Origin of the sequence: Hymenobacter citatus (assembly GCF_014333615.1) — a bacterium.
Taxonomy (GTDB): Bacteria; Bacteroidota; Bacteroidia; order Cytophagales; family Hymenobacteraceae; genus Hymenobacter; species Hymenobacter citatus.
In genome coordinates, this window is record NZ_JACSCY010000001.1 from 140,493 (window position 1) to 154,384 (window position 13,892).

A 13,892-nucleotide genomic window follows, 5' to 3' on the forward strand; every position below is an offset into this window, starting at 1 on the left:
AGAGAGTAGTTAGTCGCGGGTGAGGTGCAGCTCGGGGCGCGGCGGCATGTGCAGCGGCACGTTTTCCACGGTGTACGTACTGTTGTCAAGCCCGAAGCTTTCGGTTTCGGATGCGCCCAGCCGCTTCAGCCACCCGTGCAAGCGCAGGGCCATGCGCTGCCAGCCGCGCAGCAGGTACTGGTAGGGTAGGGTTTTGTTGAGGATGATGAACTGAAAGTCGCCGGTTACGTCCTGCCCCCGCAACGACTCGAAGCGCGACGTGATGTCGACCTCGCGGCGCTGCACCAGCTCGGTTACCACCTGGCGGAACATGTAGTTCAGCGCGTGGTCGACGCGAAAGCCCAGGTAAAAGTCGATGCGAACCAGCTCTTTGGGCAGCACGTGCGTGATGTGGTAGCGGCGCGTGTACGGCTCGTCGGTGGTTGTCACGTGCACCAGGTAGTACACATCGGCCCGCTTGGGGCGCTTCTTGAAGATGCTGTGAATCACCCCGTTCTCCACCAAATTGGGGTTCTGCGACTTGGTGAGGTAGACCAGGTGAGTCGCGTATTTGGGCACCGAGTGGTCGTGGCTGAGCTGGCGGAGCAGGGGCACCCACTCCGCCAGACCCGTAAACTCGGTCAGCTCATTGCGAATCCGCTGGCCGGCTATCCAGCTCAGCATCACCAGCAGCAACACCACGGCCAGTAGCACGCTCAGCCAGCCGCCGTGGGCAAACTTGGCCAGGTTGGCTATCAAAAACGAACCTTCAATAACGAGATACGTGCCGATCAGCGCCACAATCCAGCCCACGGCCGTGCGGCGCAGGCGTAGGTAGTAGGCCAGCAACACGGTGGTCATGAGCATGGTGACGGTAACGGCAAGCCCAAACGCGGCCTCCATCCGGCCCGACTCGCGGAAATAGAGCACCACGCCCACGCAGCCGGCGCAGAGCAGCCAGTTCAGGCTGGGCACGTAGGCCTGGCCGCGCAGCTCGGTAAGGTACTGCACGCGCACCTTGGGCCAGAAATGCAGCCGCAGAGCCTCAATCACCAGCGTAAACGAGCCCGAAATCAGAGCCTGCGATGCAATGATGGTGGCCAGCGTGCACAGCCCAATGGCGGGTAGCAACGCCCACTGGGGTAGCAGCAGGAAGAATAGGTTTTGCTCGCCCAACGGCGGGCCCAGGTGGCGCAGCAGCCACGCGCCCTGCCCCAGGTAGTTGAGAATCAGGCACGTTTTCACGAAAGTCCAGGAGCCGTAGATGTTGCGCCTGCCCACGTGGCCCATGTCGGCGTACAGGGCCTCGGCCCCGGTGCTGCACAAGAAGATGGAGCCCAGCAGCCAGAACGCGCCGGGCACTTGCGTAATCATGGCCAGGGCATAGTGCGGACTAAGCGCGCGCAGAATGCTGGGTTCCTGCACCAGATGCACCACGCCCAGCACGGCCAGCATCGAGAAAAACAGCGCCATCACTGGCCCGAATAGCTTGCCAATGATCTGGGTGCCAAATTGTTGAAACGCAAACAAAGCCACCAGAATGGCTACCACAATGGGCACCGTGTTCAGGTCGGGTTTCAGGATGCGCAGTCCTTCTATGGCCGATGCCACGGAAATAGGCGGCGTAATGATGCCGTCGGCCAGCAGGGCCGCCGCCCCCACAATGGCCGGCAGGTAGAGCCGCCGCACCGGCAACTGCCGCAAGCGGGCGTACAGCGCCAGAATGCCGCCCTCGCCGTGGTTGTCGGCCCGCAGCGCAATGAGCACATACTTCACCGTAGTGAGCAGCGTGAGCGTCCAGATGACGCAGGAGATGGTGCCCAGCACCACGGCCTCCGTCACGGGTTGGCTCACAAACACGCCCCGCACGGTGTACAGCGGCGACGTGCCAATGTCGCCGTACACAATGCCCAGCGCCACCAGCAAGCCCGCCGCCGTCACGCGCTCGTGCACGGAGGTAGCAGCAGAGGCGGAGACGACGGGGGAAACAGAAGTGCTCATGAGAAGGTAGCGGATTGTCCGCCGCTTAGAACGACAGCGCCACGCTGGTCGTCAGGTTGCCGTAGTTGCGGCTGAAACCGTCGTCGTGCTGGAAGATGGCGTTGCGGGCGCGCAGGTAGCGGCCCTCTACCCGGAAGGCCACGTTGGGGGTAGGGAGGTAGTCTAGGTTGAGGGAGCCGCCGCTGGTGCGGAAGTCGGCGTCGGTGCGGGCCGGCGTGATGTTGTTGATGAACACGCCACGCTCGGCGTAGTAATACTCGCCGCGCAGGGTAGTCGAGAACTGGTCGCTGAGCTGGTATTTCACGAAAGCCGCGCCGGTGTGCCAGGTGTCGTAGCCGCGGCGGCCCTGGCTCTGCTGCTTGCCCACATCAAACACGCCCGCCAGGCTCAGGCGGCTGGTAGCGGCGTAGGTGAGGTAGAAATCGTGGAAGTAGCGGCGGCGAATCACGGAGTCCTGGGGCTGCTCGTTGCCGTAGAACGTGCTGCTGTTGAGGAGCAGCTTGTCCGATATTTTCCACTGAATTTGGGTGCCCAGGGCTTTTGCCTGGTTGTTGTCGCGGATGTTTTGCCAGCCATTGAGCACCAACCCGGTGAGCGTGAGCTCGGGAGCCACCTCGTAGGTGAAGCGGGCCCCCGACTCGTAATACGGTGAGTTTTCAGCCATCAGCGAGCGGGTCAGCGTCCAGTTGTCCTTGCTCAAAGCCGACTCAAACCCAATGTGCGAGCCGAAGATACCCACATCGAGCCAGGCTTTGGCAAACGGCCGGAAGCCCGCGTACGCCTCGAATACGTGCTTGAGCACCTGGTCTTCGGCGGCGTAGTTGGCACTCACGTAGGTGCCCGCGTGTAGCCCAATGGCCCCGCGTACCCGGTCGTTGTTGTAGCGCACGCCCACCAGCGCCTGGTTGATGGTAAACTCGTTTTGGCGGTTGTGGGAGTAGAGAAAAGCGGGCCGGTCGTGGGTAGGGCCGTGGTTGAAATCGTAGCCGTAGTAGCCATCTACGAAGCCGTAGTAGGAGAGGGGAGCAGGTGCGGGGGTAGCCTGGGTGGTGTCCGTTTGAGCCAGGGCGGCGGGGCTAACGAGGGCCGCTGCCGCTAAAAACGCGAGGTATTTCATGGAGTGATTTTGCGCAAAGAAAAAGAATGCGGCTGCAACGGGTGGCCTCACCCCCCGGCCCCCTCTCCTAGGGGAGAGGGGGCCGGGGGGTGAGGCCATTCGTCAGGGCCGAGGGGGGCTACAGCGAGTCGAGGGCCAGGTTTAGCTCCAGCACGTTCACCGTAGCTGGCCCGAAAAATACCACCAGCGGCTCGTGCACGTGGGCTGCTACCAGCGCCCGCACGCGGGCTTCGGGTAGGTGGCGCAGGCGGGCAATGCGCCCTACCTGGGCGTAGGCCCCGGCTGGCGAAAGGTGCGGGTCGAGGCCGGAGCCGCTGGCCGTCACTAGCTCGGCGGGCACTGCGCCTTGCTGGGTAGGGTTCTGGCGCAGAAACTCGCTTACGCGGGTGCGTACCGTAGCCAGGTACTCGGGGTTGCTGGGGCCTTTGTTGGAACCGCCCGAGCCGTCGGCGTGGTAGTCTACGGCCGAGGGGCGCGAGTTGAAATACTCGGGCCGGTCGAATTTCTGGCCCACGTTGGCGAAGCCTACCACGCGACCCTTATGCGACACCTGTACGCCCTGCCCGTGGCCGGGGGCAGCCTGGGCCACGGCCCACACCAGGGCCGGGTAGAGCACGCAGCATACTATAAGGAGTACCAGCGTGAGACGGAAAGCAGGAAGCAAATGCGTTTTCATGGTTGTTGATGTTTGCGAGTAACTGTCATGCTGAGCTTGTCGAAGCATCTCTACCGCTTCGTTCGAACTACTTAAGCGATGCGAAGGCAGATTAGCATGACGTTCTTATTTTCAAATAATTAGCGCTGCTGTAGAGATGCTTCGACTGCGCCTCCGTTCAGCATGACACGTTCTTAATTCTTGTTTCTGAGCTACACAAAAAGCCCGACAAACAGGTCAATCAGCTTGATGCCGACGAATGGGACTACCACGCCGCCTACCCCGTACACCAGCAGGTTGCGGCGCAGCAGCGCCGCCGCGCCCAGGGGTTTGTAGGCCACGCCTTGCAGGGCCAGCGGCACCAGGGCCGGAATGATGAGGGCGTTGAAAATCACGGCCGACAGAATGGCCGACTGCGGCGAGTGCAGCCCCATCACGTTGAGCGCGCCCAGGGCCGGAATGGCCGTCATGAACAAGGCCGGCACAATGGCGAAATACTTGGCCACGTCGTTGGCGATGCTGAAGGTGGTGAGCGTGCCGCGCGTCATCAGCAGCTGCTTGCCAATCTCTACTACCTCAATGAGTTTGGTAGGGTCGTTGTCGAGGTCGACCATGTTGCCGGCCTCCTTGGCGGCCTGGGTGCCGCTGTTCATGGCTACTCCCACGTCGGCCTGAGCCAGGGCGGGGGCGTCGTTGGTGCCGTCGCCCATCATGGCCACCAGCCTGCCCTGCTGCTGCTCGGCGCGGATGTACTGCATCTTGTCCTCGGGCTTGGCCTCAGCAATGAAGTCATCAACACCGGCTTTTTCAGCAATGAACTTGGCTGTGAGGGGGTTATCGCCGGTCACCATCACCGTTTTGATACCCATGGCCCGCAGGCGCGCAAACCGCTCCTGAATGCCGGGCTTGATGATGTCCTGCAACTCCACTACGCCCAGCACTTGGTCGTTTTGGCTGACGACTAGCGGCGTACCCCCGTTGGCGGATACGGCCTGCACCCGTTCGGCCACTTCCGCGGGGTAGGGGTGGCCGGCTTTTTCGGTGAGCTGACGGATGGCGTCGGCGGCGCCCTTGCGGATGCGCGTGCCGTCGGGGAGCGTCACGCCGCTGCTGCGGGTTTCGGCCGTGAAGCGGATTAGCTCAGCGCCTTCCAGCCGGCCTTGCAGCTGCTCGGGGCTGATTTGCTGCTCGCGGGCCAAGGCCACAATGCTCTTGCCCTCGGGGGTTTCGTCGGTGAGCGACGACACGGTGGCGCCCTCCACAAACTGCCGGGCGTCTACCCCCGGCGCGGGCCAGAAGTGGGTGGCCTTGCGGTTACCGATGGTGATGGTGCCGGTTTTGTCGAGCAGCAGCACGTCGATGTCGCCGGCCGTTTCTACGGCTTTACCGCTCTTGGTGATGACGTTGGCGCGCAGGGCGCGGTCCATGCCCGCAATACCGATGGCCGAGAGCAGCCCGCCAATGGTGGTCGGAATCAGGCACACAAACAGCGCAATGAAGGCCGAAATGGCAATGGGCGTCTGGGCGTAATCGGCAAACGGGCTCAGCGTGACGCACACGATGATGAACACCAGCGTGAAACCGGCCAGCAAGATGGTGAGGGCAATTTCGTTGGGCGTTTTCTGCCGCGAAGCGCCTTCCACCAAGGCAATCATCTTATCGAGAAACGACTCGCCGGGGGCCGTAGTCACCAGTACCACAATGCGGTCCGATAGCACCGTGGTGCCGCCCGTCACGCTGGATTTGTCGCCGCCGGCCTCGCGTATCACCGGCGCCGACTCGCCCGTAATGGCCGACTCGTCGATGGTAGCCAGGCCCTCCACAATCTCCCCATCGGTAGGAATGATTTCGCCGGCTTCCACCACGAAAATCTGGCCTTTTTGCAGCTGCGCCGAGCTGATTTGCTGGAAGCTGCCGTTGTCGAGGCGCAGGCGGGCGGGTGTGTCCTGGCGGGTTTTGCGCAGGGAGTTGGCCTGGGCCTTACCGCGTGCTTCGGCAATGGCTTCGGCAAAGTTGGCGAACAGCAGCGTGAGCAGCAGCACCACAAATACCGTGAAGTTGTAGCCGAAGCTACCCTGGCTCGCATCGGGCCGAAACAGCAGGCCCAGCGTGACAACGAGCATCACCACCGTACCCAGCTCCACAGTGAACATCACCGGGTTGCGGAACATCGTGCGCGGGTCTAGCTTCACGAAGGCTTGCTTGGTAGCCTCCGCTACCAGCGCGGGTTGAAAAAGAGATTGGGATGAAGAAGACATGGGGAAAAGAAAAACGAAGGGTAGGAGTTCCCCTCCTTTTTTAAGGAGGGGTGCCCGAAGGGCGGGGTGGTTCAGTCGTTGTGTAGTCAGGCTGTCATTCCGAGCAGCTAGACCGTCATTCCGAGCTTGTCGAGGAATCTCGCTTGTGAGTAATTTCTATCTAGCGTCAGCACGCGAGATTCCTCACTGCGTTCGGAATGACGCTCTGCTACAGTCGTTCTTGGCAAACAACATCAGCAACGAGCCAACCACCCCCGTCCAGCCTGGCGGCTGAACATCCCCTCCTCAGCCGAGGAGGGGAGTTTCGTTCTACAGCGTAAAGTGCTCGGCCAGCGGCCCCAAGGCCAGGGCCGGGAAGAAGGCCAGGGCGGCGATAATCCAGATGACGAAGAAGACCATCAGGCCGAACGTGGCCGTGTCGAGGCGGAGCGTACCGGCCGATTCGGGCGTGTACTTCTTGGCGGCCAGCAGGCCGGCAATGGCTACCGGCCCGATGATGGGGAGGTAGCGCGCCAGCAGCAGCACCACGCCGGTAGAGATGTTCCACCAGGGCGTGTTATCGCCCAGCCCTTCGAAACCCGAGCCGTTGTTGGCAGCCGAGGACGTGAACTCGTAGAGCATTTCCGAAAAGCCGTGGTAGCCGGGATTGGCCAGCCAGCCGGCGTAATCTGCGGGGTTGCGTGCGTATAGGTAGGCCGTGAGGGCCGTGCCGGCCAGAATCAGCAGCGGGTGCAGCAGCGCAATGATGACGGCAATTTTCATCTCGCGGGCTTCCACTTTCTTCCCCAGCAGCTCGGGCGTGCGCCCCACCAGCAGCCCCGAGATGAACACGGCCACGATGATGAACACAAAGAAGTTGAGGAAACCTACCCCCACACCCCCATAAAAGGAGTTGGTCATCATGCCCAGCAGCGTGTTCATGCCGGAGAGCGGCATCAGCGAGTCGTGCATGGCATTCACGGAGCCGTTGCTGGTGACGGTGGTGCTGATGGCCCACAGCGCCGAGGCCGGCGCACCCAGGCGCATCTCTTTTCCTTCCAGCGCGCCCTGGCTTGCATCAACGCCCATGGCGGTGAGGGCGGGGTTACCGTGCATTTCCAGGTAGAGGGTAGGGAGCTGGAGCAGCAGGTAGCCGGCCGTCATCACCCCAAACACCATCCAGCCCAGGCGCGGGCGGCGCAGGTAATAGCCCAGGGCCAAGGCCATGGCCATCGGAATGAGCAGGATGCCCATGTTTTCCAGGGCGTTGGTGAGGTAGGTAGGGTTTTCGAGGGGGTGGGCAGAGTTCACGCCGAAGAACCCACCGCCGTTGGTACCCAGCTGCTTGATGCCGATGAGGGCAGCGGCCGGTCCGCGGCTCACCGCCGTAGTGTCGCCCTGCACCGTTACGAGGGACATTTTGCCCTCCCACGTCATGGGCGTGCCCTGAAACACCAGCACCAGCGCCAGCACCAACGACAGGGGCAGTAGCACCCGCGTGATGCTCTTCACGAAGTAGTTGTAGAAGTTGCCGAGTTTTTCCGTGGTGCCTTCGCGCAGGGCGTTGAACACCACCACGCACGCCGCCATGCCCGTGCCGGCCGTCACGAATTGCAGAAACATCAGGCAGAACACCTGCGAGAAGTACGTCACGCCCGACTCGCCGGAGTAGTGCTGCAAGTTGCAGTTCACCAGAAATGATATGGCCGTGTTAAAGGCCTGATCGGCGGGCATCGAGGGGTTGTGGTCGGGGTTGAGGGGTAGGCTGCCCTGGGTGGTCAGTACCAGCATCGCCCAGAAAAACCACAGCAGGTTGATGGTGAGCAGCGCCAGCAAATGCTGCTGCCAGCGCATTTCGCGGGTAGGGTCGATGCCGGCCAGGCGAAACAGCAGGCGCTCCAGCGGCGCCAGAAAGTCCGACCAGCTTGTATCGCCGCGGTAGATGGTGGCCAGGTAGCGCCCTAGTGGCACCGCCAGCAGCATCGTGGCACCCATTATTAGGAGGATGCCGAGAAGTTCAATATTCATTGTAGTTGTCTGTTGTCAGTTGGTAGTTGTCAGGGTGTGAGGCACGGCGCGGATGACGCGCAGCTCACAGCCGGCAACTCGCAGCTAGAATTTTTCTGGCTTCAGCAGCACGTAGCTGAGGTAGGCGAAGGTGGCCAGAGAAAGCAGGAGCAGGGAAAGCATCATGGTAGGGTAGCGATAGAAGTCAGGGCGCACCTTCAGATGCGCTCGAAAAAGGAAATGGAACGGTAGAACAGCCAGAAGCCGGCGCAACCAGTAGCCATAAGGAGCGGCAGAAGCAGGGGAGTAGGCATATGCTTTTTGCTTGTATTGGTGATGCCAACCAGTGAGCAATTCCCAGCCCTACCCCCTTGGATTATTGGATAAAGTGTATTTAACTACTTGATAGGCAGTGATAAAAAATAAAATGCGCGAATTCTGCTACCCCATAAAGCAGCACACCGGACTAGCGTTTTGCTAGTCCGGTGTGCGAAATGCTAGTGTAGTACAGCGTGCGTCGTAGCGCGAACTGTGTAGTTCGCGTCCCCGCGCCGTCTGAGTCATTCCAACGGTGCGGGGACGCGAACTACACAGTTCGCGCTACAGCCCGTATTCCTGCAACTTGCGGTAGAGCGTGGTGTGCGCAATGCCCAGCACCCGCGCCGCCTCGGCTTTGTTGCCGCCCGCTTCCAGCATCACACGCTGGATGTGCTGCTTTTCGGCGTTGCGCAGGCTGCGCGGGTCGTCGGGGGTATGGGCATCGGTGGTGGTAGCCAGCTGAATTTCCAGGGGCAGGTCATCCACGGCAAGGGCATGGTTGGGCGGGGTAAGAATGGAGGCGCGCTCCAGCACGTTCTTCAGCTCGCGCACGTTGCCCGGCCAGGGGTAGGCTGCCAGCGCCTGCATGGCCTCAGGGCTGATTTCCAAGGGCTGGCGGCGCAACTTGACCGCAAACTGCCGGGCAAAATGCGCCACCAGCGCCGGCACGTCGGCGCGGCGGGCACTCAGGGCCGGCACCTGAATGGTCACCACCGACAGGCGGTAGTACAAGTCGGGGCGGAAGTGGCCGTCGGCGGCTTCCTGGCGCAGGTTGCGGTTGGTGGCGGCCACCAGACGCACGTTCACGCGGGTAGGCTTACTGTCGCCGAGCTTGGTGAACTCCTGGGTTTCGAGGGCACGCAGCAGCTTGGCCTGGGCGCCGGCTTCCAGCTCCCCAATTTCATCCAGAAACAGCGTGCCGCCGTTGGCTTCTTCCATCTGGCCTTTCTTATCAGTCAGCGCCCCCGTAAAAGCGCCCTTCTTGTACCCAAACAGCTCCGATTCCAGCAAATCCTTCGGAAAAGCCGAGCAGTTGACGGCCACAAACGGCTTGCCCCGACGCCCGCTACCCTGGTGAATGGCCTGGGCAAACAGCTCCTTACCCGCGCCGGTAGGGCCTTCCAGGAGCACGGTAGCATCCGTGAGGGCCACTTGCTGCGCCACGGTTTTGGCCTGCTCCAGGGCCGGCGCGTGCCCAATCATCGAGTCGAAACTGTACTGCGTGCCTACCTTTTTTTCCAGCGTGGCCACGCGGTGTTGCAGGCGCGCTTTGTCGGCAGCGCGGTCTACCACTACCACCAGCTGGTCATCGGCGTCGCCCTTGGTGAGGTAGTCGAAGGCACCTTCCTTCATGGCCCGCACGCCGTCGGCAATGGTGCCGTAGGCGGTCATCAGCACTACCTCGGCCAGGGGCGCCAGCGCCCGGTAGCGGGGCAGCAGGTCGAGACCCCGGCCGTCGGGCAGCTTCACATCCGAGAGTACCACCAGCACTTCCTCAGCGTGGGCGCGCAGCTCCTCCAGGCCGCGCCGGGCATCGGGCGCCTGGCGCACGGTGTAGCCTTCCAACTCCAAGGTGCGGGCAATGGCCTGGCGCAGCACGGCTTCGTCGTCGATGAGCAGAATGGTTCCGGTAGGCATAGGGTAGGGACGCGTTGCACACGCCCATCGTTGCTGAAGTTGGTTTGAGAAAAGTAAGAACGTCATTTCGACCAGCGGGAGAAATCTCGCGTGCTGATGATAGATACTATCTTTCGTCAGCACGCAAGATTTCTCCCGCTGGTCGAAATGACGTTCAAAGTCAAAACTTACAACCGCTCAATGACCAGGCTGCTTGCGCCGCCGCCACCGTTGCAAATGCCCGTCACGCCGATTTTGCCTCCTTCCTGGCGCAGCACGTTCACCAGCGTGGTCACGATGCGGGCGCCGCTGGCACCCAGCGGGTGGCCCAGGCTCACGGCCCCGCCGTACACGTTCACCTTGGTGCCTTCCAGGTTCAGCAGCTTGTTATTCGCCAGCGACACCACCGAAAACGCTTCATTGATTTCGTAGAAATCAACTTCCGAAGCGTCTACTCCGGCGTGCTTCAGCGCCTTCGGGATGGCAAGGGAAGGGGAGGTGGTGAACCATTCCGGCGCCTGCTCTGCGTCAGCGAAGCCGCGGATGCGGGCCATCGGCGTGATGCCCAGCTCCTCGGCCTTTTCGCGGCTCATGAGCAGTACGGCGGCGGCGCCATCGTTGAGGGTAGAGGCGTTGGCAGCCGTTACGGTGCCACCTTCTTTCAGGAACGCAGGCTTCAGGCCGGGCAGTTTGGCGAAGTCTACCTTTAGGTATTCCTCGTCGTCTTCCACCACTGTGGTCTTGCCCCGGCTAGTGATGGTCACGGGCACAATCTCGTCCTTCTTTTTGCCCTCCTGGGCCGCTTTGGCGCTGCGGGTGTACGACTCAATGGCGAATTCGTCCTGCTGCTCGCGGGTGAAGCCCATTTCCTTGGCTGTGTTTTCGGCCGCGTTGCCCATGGCATAGTCATGGTAGGGGTCCCAGAGGCCGTCGCGCACCAGACCGTCAATCATCTGGCCGTGGCCGTACTTCGCTCCAAAACGCGCTTTGTCGAGGTAGTAGGGCACATTGCTCATGCTCTCCATGCCACCAGCCAGCACCACGTCGGCCTGACCCAGCATAATGGCCTGAGCGCCAAACATAATGGCTTTGGTGCCCGAGGCGCACACTTTGTTCACGGTGGTGCACTCCACCGTGTCGGGGAGGCCAGCGTGGCGGGCGGCCTGGCGGGCGGGCGCCTGGCCCAGGTTGGCCGAAATTACGTTGCCCATAATCACCTGCTCCACCTGCTCGGGGGCCACGCCGGCTTTGTCGAGGGCCCCTTTTAGGGCAATGCCGCCCAGCTCCGTGGCCGATAGGGAAGAAAGGCTACCGCCGAAGCTGCCGATGGGCGTACGGACAGCGGCTACAATTACTACGTCTTTGATTTGCATAACAAAAGGGTGGGTGGGATTTGATGAATTGATTATTGGTGTGCTGATGTGCTGGTTATTGATGTGTAACTAATTGATATGCCAAACATTAATCAGCACATCTATACATTTGTAATCATCGCATCAACAGTCACCACGCGGGTTTATCGGAGTCGGGTTTCTTGTCTGCTTTGTGCGGAATCTGCTGCAAATATTGCTGTTCGGCGGCGCCTAGCGCATTCAGGAGCTGCCGGGCTTTGTCGGGGCTGAGATTCATCTGTTCCAAGCGGGCGCGTTGGGTTTGCAGTTGCGCTTCATCGGTGGCCAAGTCGGTGCCCGCTCGCTTACTATAGCCCTGCCGGGCGGCGGGGCCGTCGGCATCGTTGCTGAGGCCGCGCACGGTACCCGGCGCGTTGTCTGTGGCTACCTCGCGCCGCGTGCCACTACCCGGCCGGAAGCCACCCCGTGCTGTGGAGCCAGGTGTTGCATCGGGCTGACGGGCATCGGGCCTACCCTGTTGGTCAGCGCGGGGCTGGGGGGCGTTGCGCGGGTCGTCGGGTAGGGTAGGGTCGTTGCGCTGGCCTTGCTGCCCGGTGTCGGCTTGGCGTTGCTGCTGTTGTTGCTCCTGGGGTGGGGTAGGCTTTTTAGGAGTTGGGGCAGTAGGCGGTACGGCCGGCGGCGGTATGTCCGGCGACTGCTGCCGACGGGCCAGGTAGTCGCGCAGCAACTCGTAATTATAGCGGGCGTCCGCATTGGTGGGAGAGGCCAGCAGCGCCTGCCGCAACAGCCCTACGGCCTGCGCATACTCACCACGCTGACTAGCCAACAGCGCCAGCTGCTGTTGTGCCACGCTGCGCACGGTGCGGGTAGGGCTGTCCAGGAGTTGGCCGTAGTAAGCGCGGGCCAGCGCCGATTGGCCGGCCCGCAGGCAGGAGTGTGCCAGGTTCAGAATAATGGCATCTTCCGTAGCGCCATACTGCACCACGGCCGCCTGGTAGGCACGCGCTGCCGCCGCAAAATCTTGCCGGGCGTAAGCCGTTTGCGCCTCCTGCACGGCTACGTTGCGGTGGTGGATGCGGGTGAGCTGATCCAGCCCACCCCCCCCACTAAGCAACACTACCAGCAACAGCCCAAAGATTTTCACGGACGAATTATTTTCACAGTCAGTAAGATATCAACTCCTAAGAGCAGCAGCGCCAGCGCTAAAGGGTAGCGGTAGCGGTTATCAGCCACCGACACGGTGCGGACTTGCTCGGCCTGGCCTTCTACTCGGTTCAGGGCATTCACAAGCAACGGAAACTCGTTGCGCTGATCTGTCAACTCAAAATACTGCCCGCCGGTTTGCTCGGCCAGGCGGCGCAGCGTCTTCGGCTCCAGGCGCGTCACAGCATCGCGGCCGTTGGCGTCACGCACGTAGCCACCTTTGCGGGGGATGCGGCTGCCTTCGGGCGTGCCTACCCCCACAGTAAACAACCGGGCGCCAGAACGGGTGAGTTGGCGTACCGTGGGCTCCAGGTTTTCCCCAAAGTCCTCGCCGTCGCTCACCAACACCAGCGCCGTAGCCCGGGGTGGGCTTCCCACGGGCTGGGGTGTGGCGTTCAGTCGGGCTAATACCAGATCCAACGCCGGCGCCAGATCCGTGGTGCCAACAGGCAATAGATTGGTCTGAATAGTACTGACAAACAACTGCAGTGCGCTCTGATCATACGTCAGAGGGCACTGCACGTAGGCATCGGCCGCAAACACCACCAGCCCAATGCGGTCGGCCTGAAACCGGTTGATCAGCTCACTTAACTCAGCCCGTGCCTTTAGCAGACGGGTCGGCGACACGTCGGGCGCATCCATGGAGCGCGACACGTCCAGTAGCAACCACACGTCTTTGCCAGCCGTGCGCACGGGCTGTTGGGTGAGGCCATAAGCCGGACCAAGCAGCGCCACCAGCAGCAAGCTGAAATACGTGAGGCGCAGCACCAGCTTCCACGCCAGCCGCCAACCGCGCTGTTGTAGCGGGGCGGCTAGGCGCCACGTACGCACAGCGTAGCCCACGTATAAAAAAATAAAGACCAGCAGCGCAGTCAATTCGGGCCAGCCAAGAGGGTAGGCCCAATTCATTGGATTCTGCCCAAGCCATTGGGTCTCATTTGATAAGGGTTTGCCCTCACGTTACTCATACCGGCAAATATAGCTCTTGCTGGGTAGCAAGGCCTTTCCGACAACGCTGCTGCGAGGAAGATATTTTTAGAAAATGCTTGATTTCTCCATTCCAGTCGTATATTTGCGCACCAATCAGACGGAATAGCCGTCTTACGGAGAGATGGGTGAGTGGCTGAAACCAGTAGTTTGCTAAACTGCCGTAGCTCTAAAGGCTACCGGGGGTTCGAATCCCCCTCTCTCCGCACATACCAAAGAAAAAACCGTGAATAGGCCCCGTACATCGGGTTTATTCACGGTTTTTCTTTGGTATGTGCGCGGCTATCGTCTCCATTAGCAGCGAAAGCTAGTATGAAGATTAAATTTGCGACGCATTATCAAGTGAAATTCTAGCTAATAGTAATGCATTCGTCAATACTGCACCCTACGAGCAGCACGACTACGAGTAGACTATGCAG

Annotated in this window: 10 protein-coding genes and 1 tRNA gene; 1 reads left to right on the forward strand and 10 read right to left on the reverse strand. The window is 61.3% G+C overall.

The window, feature by feature from the left end; all coding sequences use genetic code 11:
- Positions 1–9: 9 nt before the first annotated feature.
- From H8B15_RS00575 to H8B15_RS00620, 10 genes are all read right to left on the reverse strand, one after another.
- The gene (locus tag H8B15_RS00575; RefSeq protein ID WP_187317716.1) at positions 10–1,980 is read right to left on the reverse strand and encodes a KUP/HAK/KT family potassium transporter; all 1,971 of its coding nucleotides are present in this window, start codon (positions 1,978–1,980) and stop codon (positions 10–12) included.
- 25 nt (positions 1,981–2,005) lie between these two features.
- Positions 2,006–3,097 carry a porin gene (locus H8B15_RS00580; RefSeq protein WP_187317717.1) on the reverse strand — a complete coding sequence of 364 codons (1,092 nt, stop codon included), beginning with the start codon at positions 3,095–3,097 and terminating at the stop codon, positions 2,006–2,008.
- 118 nt (positions 3,098–3,215) lie between these two features.
- On the reverse strand, positions 3,216–3,773 hold the full coding sequence (kdpC, locus tag H8B15_RS00585; RefSeq protein WP_187317718.1) for a potassium-transporting ATPase subunit KdpC: 558 nt from the start codon (positions 3,771–3,773) through the stop codon (positions 3,216–3,218).
- A gap of 191 nt (positions 3,774–3,964) precedes the next feature.
- Positions 3,965–6,010, reverse strand: coding sequence for a potassium-transporting ATPase subunit KdpB (gene kdpB / locus H8B15_RS00590; protein ID WP_187317719.1), 2,046 nt, complete (start codon positions 6,008–6,010; stop codon positions 3,965–3,967).
- Between the two features lie 309 nt (positions 6,011–6,319).
- Complete coding sequence (gene kdpA, locus H8B15_RS00595; RefSeq protein WP_187317720.1) at positions 6,320–8,017, reverse strand: potassium-transporting ATPase subunit KdpA; 1,698 nt, start codon at positions 8,015–8,017, stop codon at positions 6,320–6,322.
- An 84-nt stretch (positions 8,018–8,101) separates the two neighbouring features.
- Positions 8,102–8,212 (reverse strand): potassium-transporting ATPase subunit F, encoded by a 111-nt coding sequence (locus H8B15_RS00600; RefSeq protein WP_216859031.1) that lies wholly within the window; start codon positions 8,210–8,212, stop codon positions 8,102–8,104.
- Between the two features lie 384 nt (positions 8,213–8,596).
- A complete protein-coding gene (locus H8B15_RS00605) occupies positions 8,597–9,952 on the reverse strand; it encodes a sigma-54-dependent transcriptional regulator (protein ID WP_187317721.1) in 1,356 nt (451 codons plus the stop codon).
- A 167-nt stretch (positions 9,953–10,119) separates the two neighbouring features.
- The gene (locus tag H8B15_RS00610; RefSeq protein ID WP_187317722.1) at positions 10,120–11,304 is read right to left on the reverse strand and encodes an acetyl-CoA C-acyltransferase; all 1,185 of its coding nucleotides are present in this window, start codon (positions 11,302–11,304) and stop codon (positions 10,120–10,122) included.
- Between the two features lie 130 nt (positions 11,305–11,434).
- Positions 11,435–12,427, reverse strand: a complete 993-nt coding sequence (locus tag H8B15_RS00615; protein ID WP_187317723.1) for a tetratricopeptide repeat protein — start codon at positions 12,425–12,427, stop codon at positions 11,435–11,437.
- On the reverse strand, positions 12,424–13,395 hold the full coding sequence (locus tag H8B15_RS00620) for a VWA domain-containing protein (RefSeq protein WP_187317724.1): 972 nt from the start codon (positions 13,393–13,395) through the stop codon (positions 12,424–12,426). Before H8B15_RS00620 ends, H8B15_RS00615 begins: the two co-directional genes overlap by 4 nt.
- A gap of 196 nt (positions 13,396–13,591) precedes the next feature.
- Between H8B15_RS00620 and H8B15_RS00625 the strand changes: the two genes are divergently transcribed.
- A tRNA-Ser gene (locus H8B15_RS00625) sits at positions 13,592–13,679 on the forward strand.
- The last annotated feature ends 213 nt before the right edge of the window (positions 13,680–13,892 follow it).